The organism is Streptosporangium sp. NBC_01639 (assembly GCF_045209755.1).
GTDB lineage: Bacteria > Actinomycetota > Actinomycetes > Streptosporangiales > Streptosporangiaceae > Streptosporangium.
Map to the genome: position 1 here is coordinate 3,304,843 of NZ_CP109272.1, position 25,958 is coordinate 3,330,800.

Annotated in this window: 23 protein-coding genes; 7 read left to right on the plus strand and 16 right to left on the minus strand. The window is 70.6% G+C overall.

The genetic code is table 11. The features are described from left to right. Positions 1–9: 9 nt before the first annotated feature. Together OHA77_RS14625 and OHA77_RS14630 are read right to left on the minus strand one after the other, a co-directional pair. Positions 10–1,314: an ABC transporter substrate-binding protein gene (locus OHA77_RS14625; RefSeq protein ID WP_406318662.1), complete on the minus strand. Its 1,305-nt coding sequence runs from the start codon at positions 1,312–1,314 to the stop codon at positions 10–12. A gap of 9 nt (positions 1,315–1,323) precedes the next feature. Beyond that, a complete protein-coding gene (locus tag OHA77_RS14630) occupies positions 1,324–3,612 on the minus strand; it encodes a TIM-barrel domain-containing protein (RefSeq protein ID WP_406318663.1) in 2,289 nt (762 codons plus the stop codon). Positions 3,613–3,782: 170 nt separating this feature from the next. Here OHA77_RS14630 and OHA77_RS14635 point away from each other — a divergent pair, with 170 nt between their 5' ends. Beyond that, on the plus strand, positions 3,783–5,684 hold the full coding sequence (locus OHA77_RS14635; RefSeq protein WP_406318664.1) for a beta-galactosidase: 1,902 nt from the start codon (positions 3,783–3,785) through the stop codon (positions 5,682–5,684). A 64-nt stretch (positions 5,685–5,748) separates the two neighbouring features. Further along, complete coding sequence (locus OHA77_RS14640; RefSeq protein WP_406318665.1) at positions 5,749–6,522, plus strand: pentapeptide repeat-containing protein; 774 nt, start codon at positions 5,749–5,751, stop codon at positions 6,520–6,522. On the opposite strand, the gene OHA77_RS14645 is transcribed toward OHA77_RS14640, so the two are convergent. Continuing rightward, positions 6,470–7,864 carry an NAD(P)H-quinone dehydrogenase gene (locus OHA77_RS14645; protein WP_406318666.1) on the minus strand — a complete coding sequence of 465 codons (1,395 nt, stop codon included), beginning with the start codon at positions 7,862–7,864 and terminating at the stop codon, positions 6,470–6,472. The two genes, OHA77_RS14640 and OHA77_RS14645, sit on opposite strands and share 53 nt — an antisense overlap. A 144-nt stretch (positions 7,865–8,008) precedes the next feature. Between OHA77_RS14645 and OHA77_RS14650 the strand changes: the two genes are divergently transcribed. The 3 genes from OHA77_RS14650 to OHA77_RS14660 all read left to right on the plus strand — a co-directional run bounded on the left by OHA77_RS14650 (position 8,009) and on the right by OHA77_RS14660 (position 11,388). Further along, positions 8,009–8,461 carry a gamma-glutamylcyclotransferase gene (locus OHA77_RS14650; protein ID WP_326820062.1) on the plus strand — a complete coding sequence of 151 codons (453 nt, stop codon included), beginning with the start codon at positions 8,009–8,011 and terminating at the stop codon, positions 8,459–8,461. A 244-nt stretch (positions 8,462–8,705) separates the two neighbouring features. Then, complete coding sequence (locus OHA77_RS14655) at positions 8,706–9,509, plus strand: purine-nucleoside phosphorylase (protein ID WP_406318668.1); 804 nt, start codon at positions 8,706–8,708, stop codon at positions 9,507–9,509. Between the two features lie 235 nt (positions 9,510–9,744). Further along, positions 9,745–11,388, plus strand: a complete 1,644-nt coding sequence (locus OHA77_RS14660) for a phospho-sugar mutase (protein ID WP_406318670.1) — start codon at positions 9,745–9,747, stop codon at positions 11,386–11,388. A 78-nt stretch (positions 11,389–11,466) separates the two neighbouring features. On the opposite strand, the gene OHA77_RS14665 is transcribed toward OHA77_RS14660, so the two are convergent. From OHA77_RS14665 to OHA77_RS14685, 5 genes are all read right to left on the minus strand, one after another. Beyond that, positions 11,467–12,177 (minus strand): PH domain-containing protein, encoded by a 711-nt coding sequence (locus tag OHA77_RS14665; protein WP_406318671.1) that lies wholly within the window; start codon positions 12,175–12,177, stop codon positions 11,467–11,469. A 28-nt stretch (positions 12,178–12,205) separates the two neighbouring features. Continuing rightward, positions 12,206–13,285, minus strand: a complete 1,080-nt coding sequence (locus OHA77_RS14670; protein WP_326820058.1) for an adenosine deaminase — start codon at positions 13,283–13,285, stop codon at positions 12,206–12,208. A 50-nt stretch (positions 13,286–13,335) separates the two neighbouring features. Beyond that, on the minus strand, positions 13,336–13,689 hold the full coding sequence (locus tag OHA77_RS14675; protein ID WP_406318673.1) for a cupin domain-containing protein: 354 nt from the start codon (positions 13,687–13,689) through the stop codon (positions 13,336–13,338). Further along, on the minus strand, positions 13,689–14,348 hold the full coding sequence (locus OHA77_RS14680) for a hypothetical protein (protein ID WP_406318675.1): 660 nt from the start codon (positions 14,346–14,348) through the stop codon (positions 13,689–13,691). Before OHA77_RS14680 ends, OHA77_RS14675 begins: the two co-directional genes overlap by 1 nt. Before the next feature lie 226 nt (positions 14,349–14,574). Next, positions 14,575–15,996 (minus strand): MFS transporter, encoded by a 1,422-nt coding sequence (locus OHA77_RS14685; protein ID WP_406318676.1) that lies wholly within the window; start codon positions 15,994–15,996, stop codon positions 14,575–14,577. A gap of 87 nt (positions 15,997–16,083) precedes the next feature. Here OHA77_RS14685 and OHA77_RS14690 point away from each other — a divergent pair, with 87 nt between their 5' ends. After that, a complete protein-coding gene (locus tag OHA77_RS14690) occupies positions 16,084–16,494 on the plus strand; it encodes a MarR family transcriptional regulator (RefSeq protein WP_326820054.1) in 411 nt (136 codons plus the stop codon). Between the two features lie 20 nt (positions 16,495–16,514). Here the strand turns inward: OHA77_RS14690 and OHA77_RS14695 are convergent, their stop codons facing one another. Together OHA77_RS14695 and OHA77_RS14700 are read right to left on the minus strand one after the other, a co-directional pair. Then, complete coding sequence (locus tag OHA77_RS14695) at positions 16,515–17,156, minus strand: NAD(P)-dependent oxidoreductase (RefSeq protein WP_406318677.1); 642 nt, start codon at positions 17,154–17,156, stop codon at positions 16,515–16,517. Between the two features lie 34 nt (positions 17,157–17,190). After that, entirely contained in the window at positions 17,191–18,117 is a 927-nt protein-coding gene (locus OHA77_RS14700; RefSeq protein WP_406318678.1) for an EamA family transporter, read from the minus strand. Positions 18,118–18,199: 82 nt separating this feature from the next. Here OHA77_RS14700 and OHA77_RS14705 point away from each other — a divergent pair, with 82 nt between their 5' ends. Beyond that, positions 18,200–18,697, plus strand: coding sequence for a MarR family transcriptional regulator (locus OHA77_RS14705; RefSeq protein WP_326820051.1), 498 nt, complete (start codon positions 18,200–18,202; stop codon positions 18,695–18,697). Between the two features lie 186 nt (positions 18,698–18,883). Here the strand turns inward: OHA77_RS14705 and OHA77_RS14710 are convergent, their stop codons facing one another. The 6 genes from OHA77_RS14710 to OHA77_RS14735 all read right to left on the minus strand — a co-directional run bounded on the left by OHA77_RS14710 (position 18,884) and on the right by OHA77_RS14735 (position 25,838). Next, complete coding sequence (locus OHA77_RS14710) at positions 18,884–20,164, minus strand: thymidine phosphorylase (RefSeq protein ID WP_326820050.1); 1,281 nt, start codon at positions 20,162–20,164, stop codon at positions 18,884–18,886. A gap of 3 nt (positions 20,165–20,167) precedes the next feature. Next, positions 20,168–20,563, minus strand: coding sequence for a cytidine deaminase (locus tag OHA77_RS14715; RefSeq protein ID WP_406318680.1), 396 nt, complete (start codon positions 20,561–20,563; stop codon positions 20,168–20,170). Positions 20,564–20,624: 61 nt separating this feature from the next. Beyond that, positions 20,625–21,896: an ABC transporter permease gene (locus tag OHA77_RS14720; protein ID WP_406318682.1), complete on the minus strand. Its 1,272-nt coding sequence runs from the start codon at positions 21,894–21,896 to the stop codon at positions 20,625–20,627. 37 nt (positions 21,897–21,933) lie between these two features. Continuing rightward, positions 21,934–23,085, minus strand: a complete 1,152-nt coding sequence (locus tag OHA77_RS14725) for an ABC transporter permease (protein ID WP_406318684.1) — start codon at positions 23,083–23,085, stop codon at positions 21,934–21,936. 49 nt (positions 23,086–23,134) lie between these two features. After that, positions 23,135–24,658, minus strand: coding sequence for an ABC transporter ATP-binding protein (locus tag OHA77_RS14730; protein ID WP_406319826.1), 1,524 nt, complete (start codon positions 24,656–24,658; stop codon positions 23,135–23,137). A 103-nt stretch (positions 24,659–24,761) separates the two neighbouring features. Beyond that, a complete protein-coding gene (locus OHA77_RS14735; RefSeq protein WP_406318686.1) occupies positions 24,762–25,838 on the minus strand; it encodes a BMP family protein in 1,077 nt (358 codons plus the stop codon). Between the last annotated feature and the right edge of the window lie 120 nt (positions 25,839–25,958).

A 25,958-nucleotide genomic window follows, 5' to 3' on the forward strand; every position in this document is an offset into this window, starting at 1 on the left:
GATGTCGCCTCAGTTGCCGATGTCGGCGAGGTTCTCGTTGTACGGCCCGGCGATCTCGTCCAGGACCTGGGCGGACGTCTTGGTGCCGTTGATCAGGTTCTGCACGCCGGAGACCAGCACGTCGTAGTAGCCCGGCGCCGGCCAGTCCGGGTAGAAGGCGAGCCCGTCGGAGCCCGAGAGCTTGGTGAAGTTCTCGATCAGCTCTTTGCTCTTGGCGTCGGTGATGGCCGACGCATCGGCCGCCACCGGGATGCCGCCGGAGTTGCCGAGCAGGTTCTGGATCTCCTTCTTCATCGTGATGTCGATGAAGTCGTAGGCGAGGTCCTTGTTCTTGGCGTTCTCGGGGACGACCCAGAGGTTGCCGCTGGATCCGGCGCTCATCGCGTTGCCCGGCCAGAGGAACGAGCCCCACTCGAAGTCCTTGATGTCGCTGACGAACCGGCCGTACCACCAGCTCCCCGACACCACGATCGGATACTTGCCGCCGATGAAGGACACGCCCATGTCCTCGGCCTTGATCCCGGCCGAGTCCTTGCCGATGTAGCCCTTCTTCACCCAGTCGGCGAAGGTGTCGGCCGCGTAGCGGAACTCCGGCCCGGAGAAGTCGACCTTGCCCTTGTAGAGCTGGAGCGCGTCGACCCACGGCCGCTGCGCCTTGCTCAGCGCGAGCTGGTAGAGGATCTGCTGCGCCGGATACTCGGCGCCGCCGACGGCGAGCGGGGTGATCCCGGCCTTGGCGAACGTGTCCAGCGCCGCGGTGAACTCGTCGTAGGTCGTGGGCACCTCGATGCCCTGCTTCTTGAACGCGTCCTTGTTGTAGTAGACCATCACGTACTCGGCGTAGTTCGGGATGCCGAACCACTTGTCGCCGCCCATCACACCGCGCTCGTCATACTTCGCGGTGGTCTGGAGCGAAGGGCTGAGCAGCTTGTCCCAGCCGCGCTCGGCCGCCTCGGCCGACAGGTCGGTCAGCAGGCCCTGCTTGGACAGCAGCCCGGCGGTGGCGTTGCCCTTGTTGTACTCCATCACGTCCGGAGCCTCGTCGGAGTTGAGGATCATGCCCGCGGACTGGCGGATCTGCTCGAACGCCTTCTCCTCGAACGTGACCTTCACCCCCGGATGGGAGGCCTCGAACTGCTTGACCGCCTCGGCCCAGGCCTTGCCCATCGCACTGTCGGCGCCCTCGTAGTGCCAGAGCTTCAGAACGCGGGGACCTTGGGCGGCGGGCTTGTCCGCGGCCTGCTCGGTGCTCCCGCAGCCGGCCAGGGCCACGAGCAGGGCCGCCACGGCCGCGCCCGTTCTCATCTTGAACATGGTTGTCTCCTAGATGGTGGTGATGACGACCGGGACGCCGGCCCCCACCAGCTCCACGCCCGTGATCCGCGCGTTCCCCGAAACGGTCACCCGCAGCCCGTCCCCGTCGGGGACGGCGGTGATCGTGGTGTCCCCGTCGAGATCGGAGACGACGGTACGGCTCTCGCCCACGCCGTAGCCGACCAGCGTGATCTCTCCGAACGGCCCGTCTCCGACGGTTCCGCCCGGCTCGGCCAGGACGGGGATGAGCGCGCCGTGCCGTACGAACAGCGGGATGCGGTCCAGCGGGGTGGAGACCGTGACGTACCGGCCGCCGGCCAGCACCTCGCCGCTCCAGTGGTCCACCCAGTCTCCGGCCGGCAGGTAGACCTTCCGGACGCCCTCGGGTGAGGTCATCGGGGCCACCAGCAGGTCGCGGCCGAGGAGGTACTCCAGGTCGGCCTGCCAGGCCACCGGGTCGTCGGGGTGATCGACGCACAGGGCCCGCATCATCGGCGCGCCGGTCCGCGCGGCCTGCACCGCCGCCGTGTAGAGGTACGGCATGAGCCGGTAGCGCAGCTTCAGCGCCTCGACGGCCTGGGCCTCGACCTCGGGGAACTCCCACGGCTCACGGCTGGTGGTGCCGTGCAGGCGCAGCAGCGGGGACAGCGCGCCGAACTGGGTCCAGCGGACATACAGGTCGTCGGTGGGGCGGCCGGTGAACCCGCCCGCGTCGTGGCTCCAGAACGGGATGCCGGACAGGCCGTGCGCCAGCCCGCCGCGCAGCGTGCTGCCCATCGCCGGATAGCTGGTGTAGGTGTCGCCGCTCCACTGCGCCGAGTGGCGCTGCCCGCCGAGGAACGACGAGCGCGCCCAGACCATGCCGTGCCCGGCCACCTCCCTGGTCACCTCGGCGACGACGTCGTTGAACAGCAGGGTGTAGACGTTGTGCAGGTCGGTGCCGGTCATCCCGTTGAAGGCGACGGCGTCGCGCGGCACGCCCTCGGCGAAGTCGGTCTTGAAGACCTGCACCCCCTGCTCCAGCAGCGGCCGGAGCAGCCCCTGGAACCAGGTCACCGCGGCGGGGTTGGTGAAGTCGACGATTCCGCAGGCCGGGTAGGAGCCGTGCCAGGCGTCGGCCACATAGACCTCACCATCAGTCTTTTTCAAGAAATATCCGTCTTGTGCGGCGGACGGGAACGCCGGACTCAGCTGGGAGATGTACGGGTTCATCCACAGGCAGACCTTGAAGCCCATCTCGTCCAGCTCCGCCAGCATCCCTCCGGGGTCGGGGAAGTTGACGGCGTCCCACCGCAGGTCGGACCAGTGCCCGTCGGTCTGCCAGTAGGTGTCCAGGTGCAGCACGTCGCACGGGATGCCCCGCTCCCTGATCTTCCGCGCCCGCGCCATCACCCGCTCCTGGGTGTCCACGAAGAACCCCGAGGAGATCCAGGTGCCGAACGCCCACTTCGGCGGGAGCAGCGGGCGGCAGGTGAGCAGGTCGAACCGGTCGAGCACCTCCGGCGGGGTGGGCCCGGCGATCACGTAGTAGTCGATCAGGTCGTCCGGCACCACGATCTGCACGCAGCTGTGCGTGGACTGGCAGACGTCGAACTCCACCGGCGTCCCGCTGTCCACCAGCACGCCGTATCCCCTGCTGGACAGGTAGAAGGGCACGTTCTTGTAGGCCCGCTGCGACTCGGCGCCGAAGGCGTCGAAGTTCCACATGACCGGCCGCTGGCCGCGCTTGTCCAGCGGGGTGAACGACTCGCCGAACCCGGTGAACGCCTCGTCGGCGGGGGCGGCGAAGCTCTCGTGGTAGCCGATCACGGCGCCGCCGGAGCTGGAGCGGCCGAACGGCAGGGTGCGCAGCCGGCCACTGATGTCGGTGTGGCCCCTGTCCTGTTCCAGCAGGGTCGCCCCGGCCGCGTCGGTGAACCGCAGGTGCCAGGGCGCCAGAGTGATCTCCGCGCGGAGCGAGCCCGCGTCGAGCAGGACCGTGCCGTCGCCCGTCTCCACCCGAGCCCCGGCGAAGGCGCCCGGAGTGACCATGGAGATCGCGGCGGCCGAGCGGGTCCGCGCGTCCACGTCCTGGCCGAGCCGGACCCGGATCACCCCCTCGCCCGCCACGCCCACCTGGACCACGAGGGTCTCCTCGGCCGAGGTCACGGCCTTGAGCGTCACTCCGGCCGCCTCGGCCGCCACCAGTTCGGCCGAGGTGAGCTCCGACAGACCCGTCTCGCCGCGCGAGCGGACGGGAAGCTCCGGAGGGTCCGCGACGAAGTACTCATGCGCGATCAGCGGGGGACGGTAAGGCATGCGGGCTCCAGCACTCCAGGCATCCGGTTCGGAGTTAGTTTTACGTCCAAACCAACAAACGTCAACGCCTCAGCTCTGGCCGCGGAGCGGGACCACCGGTGGCCGCCCTTGAGCCGGTCCCGCGTTCCATGGATAATTAGTTTAGTTACCATCCGAACAAAGGAACCAGAGTGGACTGGCCGCGAGGGCTCGACGGGCTGTGCTACGGCGGGGACTACAACCCCGAGCAGTGGCCGGAGGAGGTGGTGAAGGAGGACGTCGAGCTGATGCGGCGGGCCGGGGTCAACCTCGTCACCGTCGGGGTGTTCTGCTGGGCGCGGTTGGAACCGGCACCCGGCGTCCACGACTTCGGCTGGCTGGACCGGGCCTTCGAACTGCTCCACAGCGGGGGGATCAGGGTCAACCTGGCCACCCCCACCGCCTCCCCGCCGCCGTGGTTCGGCCTGGCCCACCCGGACGCGCTCCCCGTCACCGCCGACGGCGTACGGCTCACCCACGGCAGCCGCGACACCTACTGCGTGAGCGCCCCGCCGTACCGGGCCGCCGCCGTCCGGATCACCACCGCGCTCGCCGATCGCTACCGCGACCATCCCGCCCTGGCCATGTGGCACGTCCACAACGAGTACGGCACCCGGTGCCACTGCGACCACGTCGCCGCCGCCTTCCGGGCCTGGCTCCAGGTCAGGCACGGCACGCTGGACGCGCTGAACGACGCCTGGACCACCTCGTTCTGGAGCCAGCACTACTCGGCCTGGGAGCAGGTCATGCCGCCCCGCGCCACCCAGTACCTCCCCAACCCCGCCCAGACGCTCGACTTCCGGAGGTTCCTCTCCGACGAGATGCTCGCCTGCCTCCGCGAGCAGAAGGCGGTGCTGCGCGAGCTCACCCCGGACGTCCCGGTCACCACGAACTTCGTCTTCGGCGACTGGGTGCCGGTGAACCAGCGGCACTGGGCCGAAGAGGTGGACCTGGTCGCGATCGACCACTACCCGGCCGGCGACCCACCGGCCGAGACCGCCTTCGGCGCGGACCTCGCGAGGTCCTGGTCCGGCGGCAGGCCCTGGCTGCTGATGGAGCAGGCGGTGGTGACCTACAGCGGGGCCCGCATGACCGCCAAGCGGCCCGGAGAGATCGCCAGACTGAGCATGTCGCACATCGCGCGGGGCTCGCGAGGGGTGATGTTCTTCCAGTGGCGGGCCTCGCGGGGCGGCTCGGAGCTCTGGCACGGGGGCATGGTGCCGCACGCCGGACCCGACACGCGGATCTTCCGGGAGATCTGCGAACTGGGCGCGCTGCTGCCCGTCCTCCAGGAGGCCGTACGGGCACCGGTCGAGGCGGACGCGGCGGTCCTCTGGGACGTCGAGGCGGGGTGGGCGCTGCAGTCGCCGGGCCTGCCGTCCACGGAGCTGAGCTATCTGGACGCGGTACGGCAGGCGCACCGCGTGCTCTACCGGCACGGCGTCACCGCTGACTTCGCCCACCCATCAACCGATTTATCGGCATACAGGATGGTGCTCGTCCCCAGCCTCTACCTGATCTCCGACGCCGACGCGGAGAACCTGTGCCGCTACGTCGAAGGCGGCGGCACCCTCGTGGTCTCCTTCCTCAGCGGCGTCGCCGACGAGCATGCCCGCATCCGGCTGGGCGGCTACCCCGGAGCCCTGCGCGACCTGCTCGGCATCCGGGTCGAGGAGTTCCACCCGCTGGCCCCCGGCACCGCGGTCCCGCTGTCCGGCCCCGGCGGCGAGCCGGCCGGGACCGGCACGTTCTGGAGCGAGCACGTCCACCTGGAGGGAGCCGAGGCGCTGGCCCGCTACACCGGGACCGCCCTCACGGGCCTGCCGGCGATCACCCGCCACCGGTACGGCTCGGGCACGGCCTGCTACGTCTCCACCCGCCTCGCCGACGACGCCTACGCCCGCCTGCTGGAGCTGGAGCAGGCCCCCGTCGAGCTGGTACGGCGCGGCGAATGGCTCTTCGCGATCAACCACGGGAACGACGAGCAGCCGGTCCCGGGCGGGCTGCGGTTACCCTCCGGAAGTTATTCGGTACAGAAAGTGCGGAAGATGTAGACGGGTGTCCGGCGGAACGCGATGATCCCCTGAGACGATCGGGATCGCTTCCGAGGAGGTTCCCGTGTGCCGTTCCGTCTCGCTGGCACTCATCACCGTGATCTTCGCGCTGTCGGGGACGGGCCTCTCTCCCGTCCAGGCCGAGGCCGGACCGTGCCGGCCCGGCCAGGGGCCCGACCTGCGGGGCATGGACTTCACCGGAGCGGCCCGCCTCCCCCTCGACCTGCGCTGCGCCGACCTGACCGAGGCCAGGCTGGCCGGCGTGGAGCTCCCCCAGGAGGACCTGACCGGGGCGATCCTGCGCGGCGCCGACCTGAGGCAGGCCGATCTCACCCAGGCCACGCTGCGCTACGCCGACCTACGCGGCGCCGACCTCAGCCGGGCCGGCCTCGGACAGGCCAGGCTGGCGGGCGCCGACTTCACCGGCGCGCTGGTCGAGGGCGCCTTCTTCACCCGGGCCACGGGCGCGGACCTGGCCGGATCCCGGGGCGTCCCGGCGGACGCCGGACGGATGCCGGGCTTCCGCGACGCCGGATCCAGGGCGCGGGCGAGTGGGACGGGGTCTGGAGGCACCCGGCCGGGGGGCGCCAGGCCGATCGGCACCGGACCCGGAACCCGGGCCGGAAAGACCGGGCCGGGGGAGGCCAGGCCGATCGGCAGCGGACGCGCCCCGTCCGTCGGGCTCGTCATGGTCGTGTTCAGCGCGGCCGGCCTGGCCCTCACCATGGTGATCTGGGGCGTCGGCACCAGGCGGAGCAGGCGGAACGCCCTGGACCAGCCGCTGGTCAGATCCCGCTGGGAGTCATGGGCTGCATCAGACGGCGGGCCGCCTCGGTGATGGAGCCGGACAGCGAAGGGTAGACCGCGAAGGTGTGGGCGAGCTGGTCCACGGTGAGCCGCTGCTGGACGGCCACCGAGACCGCCAGAATCAGCTCGGAGGCGCGGGGGGCGACCACGACGCCACCGAGGATGATGCCGGTGTGCGGGCGGCAGAACAACTTGACGAAGCCGTCGTTGAAGCCCTGCATCTTGGCCCGGGCGTTGGTGGCCAGCGGCAGCTTGACCACGTTGGCCTCGATCTCACCGGCCTCGATGGCCTTCTGCGTGACCCCCACGGCGGCGATCTCGGGGTCGGTGAAGATGTTGGAGGCGACGGTGGCCAGGCGGAGCGGCTGCACGGCCTCGCCGAGCGCGTGCCAGACCGCGATCCGGCCCTGCATCGCGGCCACCGAGGCGAGCATCAGCACCCCGGTGCAGTCACCGGCCGCGTAGACGCCGGGCGCCGAGGTGCGGGAGACCTTGTCCACCTGGATGAAGCCGCCCCGGTCGAGGGTGACCCCGGCCTCCTCCAGGCCGATGCCGGCGGTGTTGGGGACCATGCCGACCGTCATGAGGCAGTGGGTGCCCTCGGCGGTCCTGCCGTCCTCCAGCGTGACGACCACGCCGTCGGGGGTGCGTTTGACGGACTCCGCCCGGGAACGGCCCATGACGTTCATCCCGCGCCGCCGGTAGACCTCTTCGAGGACCTCGGCGGCGTCGGCGTCCTCGTTGGGCATCATCCGGTCGCGCGAGGACACGAGCGTGACCTCCGAGCCGAGCGAGCGGTAGGCGCCGGCGAACTCCGCGCCGGTGACACCGGAACCGACCACGATGAGGTGCTCGGGCAGCTCCTCCAGGTCGTATATCTGCCGCCAGGTGAGGATGCGCTCCCCGTCGGGCTCGGCGCCGTTCAGGATGCGCGGGGTCGCGCCGGTCGCCACGATCACGACGTCGGCCCGGATCGTCCGGTCACCGGCCCTGACCATCTGCGGATCGACCAGCCGCCCGGGAGCCCGGACCACCTCGACCCCTTCGGCGGCCAGCCGTGCGGCGATGTCGGCCGACTGCGCCTGGGCCAGCTCCTTCACCCGCGTGTTGACCAGCGGCATGTCGGCGTACACCGCACCGGCGTCGCCGTCGGAACCGCCGGTGTAGTGCACACCGAGCATGCTGGCGTCGAGAAGTGCCTGCTTACGCACCGAGGTGGCGATCAACGTCTTGGACGGCACGCAGTCCGTCAGCACGCAGGCCCCGCCGGGACCGTCCTGCTCGACCACCGTGACCTGTGCGCCGAGTTGCGCAGCCACCAGCGCCGCCTCGTATCCGCCGGGCCCGCCACCGATGATCACGATCCTTGTCACGTACCCCATTCTCCCGCATCCCTGGACCAACCATCTCGCCGGTCCCCCTGTCCGGCCACGGAAGCGGTGCAGAACACGGAGAAAATCCACGGGACGCCGAGGCGGAGTGAGCGAAGGACCGTTCTTCGATTAGTGTTGGGTGCCGTGCCTGTCTACGCCGCCTACGGCAGCAACATGGACCCTGACCAGATGGCCCAGCGGGCCCCGCACTCCCCGATCCGGGGGTCGGGCTGGCTTCAGGGCTGGCGCCTGACGTTCGGCGGCAACGACCTCGGCTGGGAGGGCGCGCTCGTCTCCATCGTCGAGGATCCCGACGAGCACGTCTTCGTCGTCCTCTACGACGTCCCCGAACTCGACGAGACCTCCCTCGACCAGTGGGAGGGCGCGGCCCGGGGCCTCTACCACAAGGTCAGACTCCGGGTGCAGACCCTGGAGGGCGAGGTCGTGGCCTGGTTCTACGTGCTCGACGGCTACGAGGGCGGTCTGCCCTCCGCGCGTTACCTCGGCATCCTGGCCGAGGCCGCCGAGCGCGCCGGCGCCCCCGACGACTATGTCAAGGAGCTGCGCAACCGCCCCTGCACGTCCCTCGGCGGCTGACCCGGACACCTCGCGGACCGACGCCGACGGCATACCCCCCGGCGGCCGACCCGGACGCCCCGCGGACCGACACCGACGGCATACCCCCCGGCGGCCGACCCGGACGCCTCACGGACCGACACCGACGATAGGCCGGAGCACCCCGACGCCTCGCGGGCCGAACCGCCCGGTGCGCCGGGCGGTTCGGCCACGCCGTGACGCTCACCGGCCGGATCGGAGAAGAACGGCGAGTACGCTCTGCGAGGTGAGCAATGACCCTTATGCACTCGCCTTGGCAGCCGCGACCGCGTTGAAGAGCGCCATGGGAGTCGAGTCGTTCGACGTCGCCCTGGTGATGGGTTCGGGCTGGGTACCGGCCGCCGACGCGATCGGCGAGACGATCGCCGAGATTCCGGTGACCGACCTGCCCGGTTTCGCACCGCCTGCCGTGGCCGGCCACGCGGGCAGGATCCGCGCGGTGCGTACCGACTCGGGCAAGGTCGCGCTGATCTTCCTGGGCCGCACCCACCTCTACGAGGGCCGGGGCGTCGACCCGGTCGTGCACGGGGTCCGGACCGCGATCAAGGCCGGTGCCCGCACCGTCGTGCTGACCAACGCCGCCGGGGGGCTGCGCCCGGAGACCCAGGAGGTCGGCGAGGCGGTGCTGATCAGTGACCACATCAACCTGACCGGCGCCAATCCGATCACCGGTGCCACCTTCGTCGACCTCACCGACGTCTACACCCCGCGCCTGCGCGAGCTGGTCCGCGAGATCGAGCCGTCGATGGCCGAGGGCGTCTACGTGGCCTTCCGCGGGCCGACCTACGAGACCCCGGCTGAGGTCCGCATGTGCAGGATTCTCGGCGGCGACATGGTCGGCATGTCCACCGTGCTTGAGGCCGTCGCCGCCCGCGAGGCCGGCGCCGACGTGCTCGGCATCTCCCTGGTCACCAACCCGGGCGCCGGACTGGTGGGCGAGCCGCTGAACCACGAGGAGGTCCTGGAGGTGGGCCGCGCGACCGCCGCGCGCATGGGCGGCCTGCTGGCCAGGGTCGTCGGCAAACTGTAGGGACGGCGGCCGTACGACGGTCGCCGGGAACCACCGGCGACCAGCCCCGGTGCACCGGAAGACGACCGGGACCGGACCCGGCTCCGGGAGCCGGGTCCGGATCGGATCCGGTGAACGGGGAAAGTCACCGGTGCCGGACCCGGTGACCCCGAGAACGACCGGCGACAGGTCCGGCGGACGCGAAAACGACCAGACCCGGCGAGCGGACGAGCCCCGCCCGGAACATGAGGTGACCTTGAGCAGCGATCTCGTACGGCGTGCACACTCCTGGCTGGTCCAGGACCCGGACCCGGAGACCCGGGCCGAGCTCACCGCGCTGCTGGAGAGCGGCGACCAGGCCGCGCTGCGTGAGCGGTTCGGCGCCAAACTGGAGTTCGGCACCGCCGGCCTCCGCGGCGAGCTGGGCGCGGGCCCCAACCGGATGAACCGCGTCACCGTGATGCGCGCCGCCGCCGGCCTCGCCCGGGTCCTCGGCCCAGGACGGCACGTGGTGATCGGTTACGACGCCCGGCACAAGTCCGACGTCTTCGCCCGCGACACCGCCGCCGTGCTCACCGGTGCCGGGCTGCGCGCCTCCGTCCTCCCCCGCCCGCTGCCCACCCCGGTGCTGGCCTTCGCCGTCCGGCACCTCGGCGCCGACGCGGGTGTGACCGTCACCGCCAGCCACAACCCGCCCCGGGACAACGGCTACAAGGTCTACTGGAACGACGGCTCCCAGATCGTGCCGCCGGTCGACGCGGAGATCTCCACGGCCATCGACGCCGTCGGGCAGGTCTCCGACCTGCCTCTCGGCTCCCCCGACGACCCCGCCTGGACCACACTGGACGACTCCGTCGTGACCGCCTATCTGAAGGCGGTGACCGCGCTCCCGCTCGGCGACGCCCGTGACCTGCGGGTGGCCTACACCCCGTTGCACGGTGTGGGCGGCGCGACCCTGACCCAGGCCTTCGAGGCCGCCGGCTTCGACGCCCCCGCGACCGTCGGGGCCCAGGCCGACCCCGACCCGGACTTCCCGACCGTCGCGTTCCCCAACCCGGAGGAGCCGGGCGCGATGGACCTCGCGCTGGAGCTCGCCCGGGCTATCGGTGCCGACATCGTGCTGGCCAACGACCCCGACGCGGACCGTTGCGCGGTGGGCGTCCCGCTGCCGGACGGCGGTCACCGGATGCTGACCGGAGACGAGGTGGGCACCCTCCTCGGTGAGCACGTGATCAGGCAGACCTCCGGCGACGGGCGTCTGGTGGCCACCACCATCGTCTCGTCCTCCCTGCTCGGCAAGATCGCCGCCGAGTACGGCGTGCGTTACGCCGAGACCCTCACCGGTTTCAAATGGATCATGAAGGCCGGGGACGGGCTGGTCTTCGGGTACGAGGAGGCCCTGGGCTACAGCGTCGGATCCGACACCGGGCTGCCCGTCCACGACAAGGACGGTATCGGCGCCGCGCTGGCCGTCGCCGGGCTGGCCGCCCAGGCGAAACTCGACGGCCGCACGCTCCTCGATCTCCTCGACGACCAGGCCCGCCGCTACGGCCTGCACGCCACGTCGCAGCTCTCGGTCCGCGTGGCGGACCTGTCCCTGATCACCGGCGCGATGGCCCGCCTGCGCGCCACCCCGCCGGTCGCGCTCGCCGGCCGGGCGGTCGAGTCCGCCGACGACCTGGGGGCGGGCTCAGCCGGCCTCCCTCCCACCGACGGCCTGCGTTACCGCCTGTCCGGCGGCGCCCGCGTCATCGTCCGCCCGTCGGGCACCGAGCCCAAGCTCAAGTGCTACCTGGAGGTCGTCGTTCCCGTCACGGGTGAGCTCGCCGACGCCAGGGCGCAGGCCGTACGGGACCTCGACGCCCTGACGGCCGATCTCTCCGGCGCCCTGGAGCTGTGAACAGCCGACGTGCCGGGACCGGCCCGTCCGACGGGGCCGGTCCCGGTCGCCGACCCCCGGAGTCAGGCGGGGCGGGGATCAGGCGAGGATCGCGGCGACCACCAGGACGGCCGCGGCCAGCAGGGCGGCCAGCGCGCTCGGCGCCCAGCTGACCTTCATCGCGCCGGCCGTGGCGGCGGGTCCGCCGGACTCGACGGCCTGCGCGTCCGCGGCGCCGGCCGGCTCAGCGGCCTTCCCGCCCGTGCCGCCGTCGGCCCCGGCACCCGGTTGCCCGGCGGCCGGGGTGGCCGCCCGCTTCGCGGACTCGGCCCGTTCGGTGATCTGGTCGGCCACCCAGTCGGCATGGGTCTTGCCCGCCAGCGCCTCGGCGGCGGCCTGCTCACCCTTCGAGCGTGCCGGCTCGGTCCGGCTGCCGGTGCGTGCCGGGTTGCCCCGCCGTACGGCTGCCGCCCGCTCCCGGGCCGAGGCCTGCGGCGCCCAGCAGCGGACACTCCCGTCGCCAGAGGTGATCTTGATCGAGTGGGAGACCGTGACCTCGTCCACCGCCTCCCACGGAACGCGGGTGTTCCTGAGCGGGTTGCGAACCAGCAGGCCGTCCTCGGTCAGGATGATCGCCGGGCGCAGGCAGGTGATGAAGACCAGCGCGGTCATCACCCCCAGCACCGCGGCGGCGGTCAGCGACGACGGCCCGCTGTAGCGGACGATCAGATCCACCGCGTTGGCCGCGGCGAACACCATCCAGATCCAGCCCAGGACCAGCGCCATCCTCGACCGGAACACCTGCTTCACCTCGCCGACTCCACTCGTGCGGGCCCGCTCACGCCTGCCACTTGAGCCGCGCGAATCCGGGCTTGATGACACCGTTGATGAGCGACAGGCGCTCGTCGAACGGCAGGAACGCCGACTTCATGGCATTGATCGTGAACCACTGCATGTCATCCCAGTCGTAGCCGAACGCCTCCGTCAGCTTGGCGAACTCCTCGGAGACGGAGGTGCCGCTCATCAGCCGGTTGTCGGTGTTGACGGTGACCCGGAAGTTCAGCCGGCGGAGCAGCCCGATCGGGTGCTCGGCGATGGAGGCCGCGGCACCGGTCTGCAGGTTGGAGGTGGGGCACATCTCCAGCGGGATGCGCTTGTCGCGGACGTAGGCCGCCAGGCGGCCGAGCTTGGCCTCGCCGTCGCCGGACACCGTGATGTCGTCGATGATCCGGACGCCGTGACCGAGCCGGTCGGCACCGCACCACTGGATCGCCTGCCAGATCGACGGCAGGCCGAACGCCTCGCCGGCGTGGATGGTGAAGTGGGCGTTCTCGCGCTGCAGGTATTCGAAGGCGTCGAGGTGGCGGGTGGGAGGATAGCCCGCCTCGGCTCCGGCGATGTCGAAGCCCACCACGCCGACGTCGCGGTAACGGACCGCGAGCTCGGCGATCTCCATGGACCTGGCCTGGTGGCGCATCGCGGTGAGCAGCGTGCCCACCCGGATACCGCGCCCCTCGGAGCCGGTCCGGAATCCCTCCTGTACGGCCTCGATCACCTCTTCCAGGCTCAGGCCCGCGGAGGTGTGCTGCTCGGGGGCGTAACGCACCTCGGCGTAGACCACTCCATCGGCCGCCAGATCCTCGGCGCACTCGGCGGCGACCCGTTCCAGCGACTCACGCGTCTGCATGACGCCGACCGTGTGGTCGAAGGTCTCCAGGTAGCGTTCCAGCGAACCGGAGTCGGAGGCCTCCTGGAACCAGGCCCGCAGGCCGGCCACATCGGTCGTGGGGAGCCTGTCGTAGCCCGACTCGCGGGCCAGTTCGACAATGGTCCCGGGCCGCAGACCGCCGTCGAGGTGATCGTGGAGCAACACCTTCGGAGCCCGGCGGATCTCCTCAAGGGTGGGTAGCTGACTCATCTCATCATCCTACTTCGGGCACCTAATCAATGATCTTGGAAGTGTCGGCGTCATTCGTCGCGGTTGACCGACTCGGGGGAGAAGGCAGGCAGACAGACGGCGACATACTCGGCGCCCTCCGGGCCGCAGCTGTAGCGGATCTTCTCCCCGGGCTCGCTCACGAACGCCTGCCCGGCGTTGACCTCGGTCGTACCCTCCGCGTGCTCCACCACGACCGTGCCGCTGAGCACCAGGGTGTACTCGCCGAACTCCGGTGTCTGGGCGGGCTCGTCCCACCCGGCCGGGGCCTTCATGTGCGCGATCGAGATCCCGCTGTCACCGCTGTTGACCCTGCCTACGTATTCGTCGATCGTCTTGCCGCCCGGGACCGGGATCCGTGTTGCGCTGTCGATTTTGCGTACCATCAGGCCAGTTTGTCACTGGTTCGGTGAGCGACGTCGACAACCAGCCGGTTCGGGCTCTTCTGCTCCGTCACCCGGAACGCCGCCCGGTGGTCGAGCACGATGCCCACGCCCACCACGGCCTCGAAGTCACCGGTCTTGACGACGTTCCGCACGTTGCCCAGATCGGCCTGGAAGATCGGTCCGCCCACCCAGGTGGGACTGCCCGAGTCACTGTGCGCGATGGCGGGGTTCATCGACACCTGGAGGTAGGCCCCGCCCTTGGCGTCGATCGGATCGCCGGACCCGTCCTGGACCAGCTCGGACACCCATCGCACGCTGTACCCCGGCAGATCGCCCTTCAGGTCGATCACCACCCGGTCGAACCCGTCGTGTTCGGCGAAGCGGACCCCGGTGACGGTCGGTGTCCCGTCGACGGCCCGTTCGACCTCGATCTCCTTGGTGCTGGTCGGAGGCTTCGGGCCCCCCGCCGGGGTGGCGGAGGGCGAGGAGTCCGGCGGGACCGGCGCGGTCGTGACGGCGGGCGCGGATGTGGCCGCAGATGTTGACGCCGATGTGGACGCGGTGTCCGGCGGCGCGACGGTGCCGCCGCATCCGGCGGCGGACAGGGCGAAGGGGACGAGGGCGAGGGCGAGGGCGAGGACGACGCGGGTGCGCTTCATGTTGGCCTCCTGGCTGGTTAGATGCCCCGGACCCAGGGGTGGTTCACCCCCGGGCGAGATCCGCCGCGTCCGGATCAGGGCAGGGCGTCAGGCCGGAAGTCGGGAACCCGTCCTCGAACGGACGACGGAACCGCCGTCGGGGCCCCTGTGCCCGACGGCGGTCGGCTCGCGCGCCGTACGGGGGACGTCTTTCCCGTACGGCGCGCGAGCGGTTTCGGCCCGTCGCTCAGACGGCTTCGAGGACCTTCTCGTCCGCGACGGCGAGAGCCGGACGGGGACGGCGGAGCCCGGTGAGGGCGATCACCAGGCCGACCACCCCGAGGATCGCGGAGACCGCGATAGCGGCGCGGAAGCCGTCGATCGGGTCGGCGCTCGTGTTGGAGGTGAGCACCGCCGTCACGATGGCGAGCATCACCGCGCCGCCGACCTGCCCGGAGGTGTTGAGCAGGCCCGAGGCCAGTCCCTGTTCGTCGTCCGCGACGCCGTTGGTGGCCTGGATGTTCAGCGAGGGGAAGGAGAGGGCGAAGGCGATACCCAGCAGGAGCATGCCGGGGATGATCAGCGCGGCCAGGCTGGGGTGGCCGTCCACCTGCAGGAAGAAGGCGTAGCCGGCGGTCAGCGCCGCCGCGCCGATCACGATGAGCTTGGCGGTGCCGAACCGGTCGGCCAGGTTGCCCATCTTGGTGGACGTCACGGCCACGAGAATCCCGCAGGGCAGGAACGCCATGGCGGTCTCCAGGGCCGACCAGTGCAGGAAGTTCTGGAAGTACTGCATGGCCACGAACTGGAAGCCGACGTAGGAGCCGAACAGGATCACCAGGCCGAGGTTGGCCCGGACGATCGGCCCCGACCGCAGGATGCCGAGCCGTACCAGCGGGTGCTTGACCCTCAGCTCGGTCAGCACGAACACTCCCAGCAGGATGGCGGCGCCCCCCAGGGTCGCGATGGTGCGGACCGAGCCCCAGCCGGCCGAGGGTGCCTCCACCACGCCGAAGACCAGCAGCAGCATCGAGGCGGTGATGGTCGCCGCGCCGATGAGGTCGTGGCCCCCCTCAGCCTTCTCCTCGCGCTGCCGGGGCAGGAACTTCAGGGCCGCCACCAGCGCGATGATCGCGACCGGGACCGGCATGAGGAAGGTCCAGCGCCAGCCGAGCTCGGTCAGGAAGCCGGAGATGACCAGGCCCAGGGAGAAGCCGCTGGCACCGGAGGCGGTGAAGATGCTGAGGGCCCTGTTACGGGCCGGGCCCTCGGCGAAGGTCGTGGTGATGATGGACAGTGCCGCGGGGGCGGTGAAGGCGGCGCTGATCCCCTTGACGAACCGGGCGGCGATCAGCAGTGTGCCGTCGTTGACCAGTCCGCCCAGCAGGGAGGCCACGGCGAAGAGTGCCAGTGCGACCAGGAAGACCCTGCGCCGCCCGAGCAGGTCGGCGGTGCGCCCACCGAGCAGGAGCAGGCCGCCGTATCCGAGCACATAACCGCTGACCACCCATTGCAGGGAGGACGTGGAGAGTCCGAGGTCGGCCTGGATGGACGGCAGCGCGACGCCCACCATCGAGACATCGAGTGCGTCGAGGAAGACGACAGCGCAGAGCACCGTGAGCGCGGCCCAGAGGCGCGCGTCCCAGCGCCCGTCGTGGGAGGGATTCATGTCGGCCAACACTACATGCATGCGCATCTAATGCAAACGAATTTAATTCTTGTGCATTAGATGTTCATGCATGGTATGATCCGCGGCATGAGCGACGAGTACGCGGTCCGCGCGTGGCGAGACGTGCTGGCCAAACACGCCACGGCCGCCTGCGTCCTGGAGCGCGAACTCTCCGAGAGGCACGAGCTCGGCATGAGCGAGTTCGAGGTCCTGGAACGCATGGTCGAAGGCGGCCAGGAGAGATACCGCGTCCAGGAGGTGGCCGACGCGGTCCACCTGAGCCAGAGCGCCTGCTCGCGACTGATCGCCCGCCTGGAGAAGACAGGCCTGGTCTGCCGGGGCATGTGCGAGTCCGACCGGCGGGGCGTCTTCGTCCTGATCACCGACGAGGGCCGGGCACGCCACGCGGAGGCCCTGCCCACCCACCGCGCCGTGCTGGCCGACGTCTTCGCCTCCGAGCCGTCCTCGCCACGCGAGCACGCCACGCTGCGGGCCTGAGGCGACCGCCTTTCGCTCCGTCAGTATGCGGCGGTGAATCTGGTCCGGTGGTGCTTGGGCCGCTCGGCCTCGTCCAGCAGCACCACCGCGAGGTCCTCCATGGAGATCGTCGAGTTGCCCTCGGCGTCGACCAGCAGCTCGTCGGTGCCCAGCCGGTAGCCGCCGGTGCGCACACCCGGCTTCAGCATCGCGGGCGGGCTCAGATAGGCCCAGCTCACGCCGGTCTCGGCGCGGCAGATCTCAAGCTGGGCGGCGCAGGCCACTGCGATGGCCCGGTCGGCGGCGGGAAGGGAGTCCATTTCGTCGAGGACGGTGGTGCCACCGGCGCCGGGCACGGTCAGGGTGGCGGCGCCACCGACGACCAGCAGCCGGCCCCCGGTCCGGGCGAGGCCGGCCAGCAGCGCCCTGGCGGTCGCGACGAGCTCGTCCTCCCTGCCGGGCGCCGGGCGGGTCGCACTGATCACGACGTCCTGACCGGCGCTCAGCTCGACCACGTGCTCGATGTTTCCAGCGTCGCCGGCACGCGCGCCGGCCGCGGCGGGCAGCTCGTGCAGACGGGCCGGATCACGCACCACGGCGGTGACCTGGTGGCCACGGGACAGCGCCTCGGCCACCACCCGGCTTCCGGTCCTGCCTGCCGCTCCGAAGACCGCGATACGCATGGTTCTCAGCTCCTTCTGGATCGATTGTCCTGGGTCAGTTGATCGACGAGGCACGCTGTGACGTGCCGGAGACGGCCACGCGGCCGGCGACGGGTCGGCGCGGTCGCGCGCGGCGGGAGGTCTGTGCCACGACGAGGGCGGCGAGGACGACGAGCCCGCCCAGGATCTGTGCCGCAGTGAGTTCCTGGCCGAGGGCGAGCCAGCCCAGTGCGGTGGCGACCAGCGGGCTGAGCAGGCCGAGGAAGGTGACGCCGGTGGGAGACAGGGCACGGATCCCCCGGAACCAGAGGGTGTAGGCGAGGGCGGCGCCGACGATCGCGAGATAGCCGTAGCCGGCCAGGTTCGCGGCGCTCAGCGTCGCGGGCGGCGGGCCTTCGACGAGGAGCGCGACCGGGAGCAGCAGCAGACCGCCGGCGACGAGCTGCCATCCGGTGGTCGCGAGCAGAGGTGCGGGTGACGTCCACCGCTTGCTGAGGACGACCCCAGTGGCCATGACGGCCGCGCCGCCGACCGCGGCGGCGACGCCGAGGCCGTCCAGCCGCGCGTCGGCCCGGAGGACGAGCAGGCTGACACCGGCCACCCCCGCGAGCGCTGCGAGCGTGGTGCGCAGGGTCAGGCGCTCACCGAGCAGGCCGGCGGCGAGGCCGGCGACCAGCAGGGGCTGCAGCGCGCCGAGGGTGGCCGCGACCCCGCCGGGCAGCCGGTAGGCGGCGACGAACAGCAGCGCGAAGAACGCCCCGATGTTGAGGGCTCCGAGCACTGACGCGCGCCACCACCACACCCCCCGCGGCAGGCGCCGGGTGAGAGCGACGAGCAGGAGACCCGCGGGGAGGGCACGGACCACCCCGGCCAGCAGCGGGCGGTCCGGCGGAAGAAACTCGGTGGTGACGAGGTAGGTGGTCCCCCAGATGGCGGGTGCCAGTGCGGTCACCAGCACGATCCCGATGCGATTGCTTAGCACTAAGGCAAACTACCTCAGCGCTAAGCTACTTTCAAGCCGCGGTGACCTGACTCACCGCCAAGAGACCACCGAGGATGCGGACATGGCAGATCACGTCGACCGTGTACTGGAGCAGTGGGGTGCGCAGCGCCCCGACCTGGATGTGTCACCGATGGGGGTGATCGGGCGCCTGTCCAGGCTCTCGCTGCTGATCGGCGTCGAGCTGCGCCGCACGTTCAGCGCACACGGGCTCGACGCCGCGTCGTTCGATGTGCTCGCCACCCTGCGCCGCAACGAGCCACCCCACCGCCTGACCCCGGCCGAGCTGATGCGATCGGCCATGGTCACCTCCGGGGCCATCACCCAGCGCCTCGACCGCCTCGAAACCCGCGGACTGGTGACACGCACTCCCAGCGAGTCGGATGGCCGCGGCGTTCACGTCACTCTCACCGACGAAGGCCGCGCGCTCATCGACCAGGTCCTGCCCGACCACGTCGACACCGAGAACCGGCTGCTCGCCGCGCTCACCGGCACCCAGCGCGACGCCCTCGCCGGCCAGCTCCGGAAGCTCCTGGAGTCGCTCGGCGACACCACGGACTGACCCGCGGATCCCCGCCGGCGGACCCTGGGAGAACGCGGTGCCCGTCCCTTGCGGACCGGATCAGGCCGGGACCCGACCCGGTCGGCCGGTGCGGGATGACAGGCGGCCTCGAAGTCCGAGGCCCTCAGAAGGGATCAGGCCGGGACCTGACCCGGTCGGCCGGTGCGGGGGCCCGCGACCGGAGGGTCAGGCGGTGATGCGGTCGATGACCAGGGGGAGCAGATCCGGGTCGGCGGTCTCGCCGATCACGTAGGCACCCTCCAGCGCGCCGAGGGCGCGCTCGAAACGGGACGTCTCGTCGGCGTGCAGCGTCATCAGCGGCTGGCCCTCGCGGACCAGGTCACCCGGCCTGGCGTGCAGGGTGATGCCCGCGCCGAAGGACACCGGGTCCTCCTTGCGCTCCCGGCCCGCACCGAGCCGCCAGGCGGCCAGGCCGACGCCGTACGCGTCGAGCCTGGACAGCACACCGGAAGAGGGCGCGGTGATCTCCAGGGTCTCGGCGGCTCTGGGCAGCAGGGCGTCCGGGTCGCCGCCCTGGGCGCTGATCATCCGGCGCCAGGCGTCCATCGCCGAGCCGTCCCGCAGCGCCTGCTCGGGATCCTTGCCTCCGGACAGACCGGCGGCCGAAAGCATCTCGCGGGCCAGCCGTACGGTCAGCTCGACGACGTCGGCGGGCCCGCCGCCGGCGAGCACCTCGACGGACTCGGCGACCTCCAGGGCGTTGCCCACGGCCAGGCCGAGCGGCCGGTCCATGGCGGTGAGCAGCGCGACCGTGGTGACCCCGGCGTCGGTACCCAGCTCGACCATGGTGGTGGCCAGCTCGCGGGCCTGGTCCACGGTCTTCATGAAGGCGCCCGAGCCGACCTTGACGTCCAGCACCAGTGCTCCGGTGCCTTCGGCGATCTTCTTCGACATGATCGAGGAGGCGATCAGCGGGATCGACTCGACGGTGCCGGTGACGTCGCGCAGCGCGTAGAGCTTCTTGTCGGCCGGAGCCAGCCCGTCACCCGCCGCGCAGATGACCGCGCCGGCCTTGCCGAGCACGTCGAGCATCTCACCGTTGGACAGGGAGGCCCGCCAGCCCTGAATGGACTCCAGCTTGTCCAGGGTCCCGCCGGTGTGTCCGAGCCCCCGGCCGGAGAGCTGGGGCACGTAGCCGCCGCACGCGGCGACCAGCGGGGCCAGCGGCAGTGTGATCTTGTCGCCGACGCCGCCGGTGGAGTGCTTGTCGGTGGTACGGCCGGGCAGGGCCGACCAGTCCATCCGGGCCCCGGAACTGATCATGGCCTGGGTCCACCCGGCGATCTCCCGCCGGTTCATGCCGTTGAGCAGGATCGCCATCGCGAGGGAGGACATCTGCTCGTCGGCGACGGCTCCCCTGGTGTAGGCGTCGATCACCCAGTCGATCTGCTCGGCGGACAGCTCCCGCCCGTCCCGCTTGGTGACGATGACGTCGATCGCGTCCATGCCCTAGGCCCCCCGGCTCAGATTGTCGGGCCCGAAGGCGTACGGCAGGATCTCCGCCATCGCCTTGGGGCCGTCCACGGTCTCCACGAGCAGCTCGTCGCCGCCGAACTCGAACAGCAGCTGGCGGCAGCGCCCGCACGGCATGAGCAGCTCCTCGTGCCCGTCCACACAGGTGAACGCGACCAGCCGGCCGCCGCCCGTGGCCTGGAGCGCGGACACCAGACCGCACTCCGCGCACAGCCCGAGGCCGTAGGAGGCGTTCTCCACGTTGCAGCCGGACACGATACGGCCGTCGTCCACCAGCGCGGCGGCGCCGACGGGAAACTTGGAGTAGGGGGCGTAGGCGTTCGCCATGACCCGTACGGCCTCCGCCTTCAGCGCGTCCCAGTCGATGGTCATCCGGCTTGCTCCGCTCGCGGGCGCGCCGCGGACGGCGCGCCCCTCGTCTCGCTCGTAGTGGTCACTTCGCCTGTCCCCTGCGGTACGGCACCCCGTCGGCGGCGGGCGGCCGGAGCCGCTGGGCCGCCAGCGACAACACCAGCAGGGTGGTGATGTGCGGGGTGACGGAGGTGAACTGGGGCGGGATGGTGTCGGTCAGCGCGAAAACGACGAACACCACGATCGCCGCGACAGCGGTGATCAGGGCCGCCCTGGTGCGGCTCTGCCGGACGAGCTGGTAGACCGCCACCCCGACAATCATGATCGCCACCATCAGGAGCAGGGCGTGCACCGACTCGCCGCCCCGGCGGAGCTGGAGCGCGTCGGTGTAGCCGAACAGCGTCGCGCCGGCCGCCAGACCACCCGGACGCCAGTTGCCGAAGATCATGGCGGCGAGGCCGATGAAGCCGCGGCCACCGGTCTGCCCCTCACGATAGGCGCTGGAGGCCACCAATGACAGGAACGCACCACCGAGGCCCGCGAGAGCGCCGGAGGCGACCACCGCGACGTACTTGTAGGAGTAGACGTTGACGCCCAGCGACTCCGCCGCCACCGGCCGCTCGCCGCAGGAGCGCAGCCGCAGGCCGAACGCCGTGCGCCAGAGCACGTAGAACGTCAACGGGATCAGCAGGATCGCCAGGATGGTGAAGAGCGAGACGTTCGTCGTCAGACCTCGCAGGATGCCTGCCACGTCGGACAGCAGGAACCACTGCTTGGCCTCCAGTGTGGCCAGCGGATCCCCGACCCACGGCAGGCTCACGATGCCCGGCTTGGGGACGGGAGGCGACTGGGAGTCACCGCCGCCCGGCATCTCGGCGAAGGTCACCTTGGACAGGAACTGGGTGACGCCCAGACCCAGGATGTTGATCGCGACGCCGGAGATGATGTGGTCCACCCCGAAGGTCACCGTGGCGATCGCGTGCAGCAGGCCGCCGAGGGCTCCGCCGATCGCACCGGCGACGACACCCGCCCAGGGGTTGGCGAAGTGGATCGCCCCCCAGGCTCCCGCCCAGGTGCCCAGGATCATCATGCCCTCAAGGCCGATGTTGACCACGCCGGCCCGCTCGGACCACAGACCGCCGAGACCCGCCAGACCGATCGGCACGGCCAGCGCGACAGCCGCGTTGACCGCTCCGGCCGAGGTGAGATCGACCGCGCCGGTGACGGCCCGGGTGAACGACAGCAGCACGACGAGCCCACCGAGCGCGAGCAGGAGGACCTGCCAGGTGAGCTTGAATTTGGCGGGCTTCTTCGGCTCCTCCAGCGGAGCCTCCGCCAGGGTCACGGCGCTCACTGGTCGCTCACCGCTTCCCGCTCCCTACACGGCCCGCTCATGCCGACGCTCCTTCAGCCTGGGTGGGGGTTCCGCCCGCCAGTTCCTTGCTCACCCGGCGCTGTCCGGCCGAGACCTGGTAGCGGTGCACCAGCTCGTAGGCGACGATGACCGAGAGCACGATCGTGCCCTGCATGATCTGGACGATCTCCGGTGAGATCTCGTGCAGCTGCAGGATGCTCGACGAGGTGTCGAGGAAGGCCCACAGCAGCGCGCCGAAGGCGATGCCGACGGGATTGTTACGGCCGAGCAGCGCGATCGCGATGCCGGTGAAACCCAGTCCCGTGGGGAAGTCCAGGCTGTAGCTGTAGGAGGCGCCGAGCAGCTGGGGCATGCCGACCAGACCCGCCACCGCGCCGGACAGGATCATCGCGACGAGGATCATCTTCTTGACGTTGACACCGCTGGCCACCGCGGCCGACTCGGAACGGCCGGTGGCGCGCAGTTCGAAGCCGAAGCGGGTCCGGTTGAGCAGCACGTGGTACAGGATGCCCATGACGACCGCCAGGATGATGAGGCCGAATACCTTGGCCTCCGTACCGGGGATGATCGCCATACCGGGCACCTGGCCGGACGGGCCGATCGGCTTGGTGCCGATGTTGTTGCTGCCCGCGACCTCGACCGCGAGGCGCTCCTTGTTGAGCAGCCAGGAACCGAGCGCGGTGGCGATGGCGTTCAGCATGATCGTCGAGATGACCTCGCTGACGCCGCGCCTGACCTTGAGCAGACCCGCGATCGACGCCCATCCCGCGCCGACCAGCATGGCGACGAAGACGACGAGGGCGATGTGCAGCGGGGCGGGCAGGACGACCGCACCGCCCACGGCCGCCGCGACGAGCGCCGCGAGGCGGTACTGGCCGTCGACGCCGATGTTGAACAGGTTCATCCGGAACCCGATCGCCACCGCCAGCGCGGACAGGTAGTAGGTCGTCGCGGAGTTCAGGGTCAGCACGATCGAGCGCGGCTGCACGCCGTAGTCGACCATGATGCCCAGCGTCTCCAGGGGCGGATCGCCGGTGATCAGCAGGACGATCGAGGTGACCAAGCCGGCGAAGACGATGGCGAGGACCGGCGCGGCGAGCGAGAGCAGGCCGCCGAGCCGGACCCGGCCGAGCAGCCGGTCGGTGAAGCTCGACTCCGTGGGGCTCATGCGATCACCCCCGCCTGGTGCGTCCGCTCCGCATGCGCTGTATGGATGTTCATGCCGCCTCTCCAGCACCGGTCATGGCGGACCCGAGCTGCTCGGGCGTCACCGTCCGCGGATCGACGTCCGCGACGATACGGCCGCGCAGGATCACCTTCAGCGTGTCCGACAGGCCGATGAGCTCGTCCAGATCCGCCGAGATCAGCAGTACGGCCAGACCCGCGGCGCGGGCCGCGCGCAGGTGGTCCCAGATCGCGGCCTGGGCTCCGACGTCGACGCCCCGGGTCGGATGGGCGGCGATCAGGAAGACCGGCTCGCCGCTCATCTCCCGGCCGACGATCAGCTTCTGCTGGTTGCCGCCGGACAGGGCGGCGGCGTCCACGTCGATGCCCGGCGTCCGGACGTCATACTCCTCGACGATGCGCTGGGTGTCCCTACGGGCGCCCGCGCGGTCGATCCAGGGTCCCTTGACGTTGGGCCGCTGCGTCTGGTGACCGAGGATCCGGTTCTCCCAGAGCGGCGCCTCCAGCAGCAGGCCGTGCCGGTGCCGGTCCTCGGGGATGTAGCCGATACCGGCCTCGCGACGGCGCCGCGTGGGCCAGGCGGAGATGTCCTCCTCGCCGAGCCGGATCTCGCCTTCGACGTCGCGCATGCCCATGATGGCCTCGACGAGCTCGGCCTGACCGTTGCCCTCGACACCGGCGATGCCGAGCACCTCACCCTTGCGGATGTCGAAGCCGACGCCGTCCACGAGACGACGGTCGTCCGCCGAGCGGACGGTCAGATCCCGCACCGACAGGGCGACCACGTCGGTGACGGTGGACTCGCGGGTCTCCGGGCTGGGCAGCTCGCTGCCGACCATGAGCTCGGCCAACTGCCGGGCGGTCACCCCCTTGGGGGACACGCTGGCCACGGTCGTGCCGCGCCGGATGACGGTGATGGCGTCGGCGACCGAGAGCACCTCGTCCAGCTTGTGCGAGATGAAGATGATCGTGAGGCCCTCGCGGACCAGCTCGCGCAGGTTGTCGAAGAGCTCGTCGACCTCCTGCGGCACGAGCACGGCGGTCGGCTCGTCCAGGATGAGGATCCGGGCGCCTCGATAGAGGACCTTGAGGATCTCCACGCGCTGCCGGGCTCCGACGCCCAGATCCTCCACCGTGGCGTCGGGGTCGACGCCGAGGCCGTAGGAGTCGGAGATCTGCCTGATCTTCTTGCGGGCGGCGCCGAAGTCGATCGCGATCCCGCCGCTGCGGGGCTCGCTGCCGAGGATCACGTTCTCCAGCACGGTCAGGTTGTCGGCCAGCATGAAGTGCTGGTGGACCATGCCGACGCCCACCGCGATCGCGTCCGCCGGGGAACGGAAGCTCGTGGCCGTCCCGTTGACACGGATCTCGCCCTCGTCGGGGCGCTGCATGCCGTACAGGATCTTCATGAGGGTGGACTTGCCCGCGCCGTTCTCACCGACGACGGCATGCACGTGGCCCTGCTGCACAGATAGGGAGATGTCGCGGTTGGCCACGACGCCGGGGAATCTTTTTGTGATTCCCTCTAGTTCGACGGCCGGGGTCGGGGTGCTGATGACGGCCTCCTCCGCACGGATGGCCCTGTTACGGAAAGTGATTGATGGTGATCGGCCGAAGGGCCCGGGGGAATCGTCCACCGGGCCCTTCACTGGTACCAGGTCAGGAGTTCTTGTCCGGCACGGTGATCTCACCGGAGATGATCTTCTGCTTGTACTCGTCGAGCTTCGACTTGATCTCGTCGACCTGACCACCGGTGGTGGAGTAGTCGACACCGCCGACCTTGAGGTCGTAGACCGTCGAACCGGACTTCACCGTGTTGGTGGTGAAGCTCTTCAGGAAGTCGAAAACGGCGACGTCGACCTTCTTGAGCATGGAGGTCATGATGACGCCCTGCAGCTCGGGGGCCGCGGTCTTGGCCTGGTCGGAGTCGACGCCGATGGCCTTGCCGTTCGCGGCCTTGGCGGCCTCGAACACACCGCTACCGGAGCCGCCCGCAGCCTGGTAGACCACGTCGGCGCCCGCGTCGAACATGCCCTCGGCCGCGGTCTTGCCCTTGGCCGGGTCGGCGAAGCCGCCGAAGTCCGGCGGCTCGGTCAGGTACTTGTTCTCAATCTTGATGTCGGACTTGACCGCCTTGGCACCCGCGGCGAAGCCCGCCTCGAACTTCTCGATCAGCGGCACCCGAACGCCGCCGACGAAGCCCACGTGGTTCTTCTTGCTCTGCAGCGCCGCGGCGGCACCGACGAGGAAGGAGCCCTCGTGCTCGGCGAAGAGCAGGTTGGAGATGTTGGGGCCGGTCGCGTCGGCGTCGTCCACGATCGCGAACTTGATGTCCGGGAACTCGGCGGCGACCTTCTTCAGCGGCCCGGAGTAGGCGAAACCGATACCGATGATCGGGTTGTAGCCACCGGACGCGAGCAGGCGCAGCCGCTCCTCCTTGGCCGCCTCGGTCTCCCCGGTGCCGGCTTCGAGCTCCTTGGTCTCGGCGAGGCCGAGCTCGGCCTTGGCCTTGTCCAGACCCGTGGCGGCGGCGTCGTTGAACGACTGGTCGCCACGGCCGCCGATGTCGTAGGCCAGGCCGACCTTCGCGCCCGCCGCAGCCGGGGCGCTGCTGGCGCCGTCGGCCTGCGTGGCCGACGTGGCCGGCTCATCGCTCCCACCACACGCGGCGGCTCCCATGAGGATGGTGCCCACCACTGTGGTCGCTGCCAGCTTGCCGAATCGGTTCTGAAGCAAGATGGACTCCCTTCGCGTTTCAGTGCACGCGCGAAGAGACGCACGGCAACCCTGCACGGAAGATAGTTGGTTGACCACCATTGACCAAACCGGCACACGCGTCCGCAATACGTCCGTTAT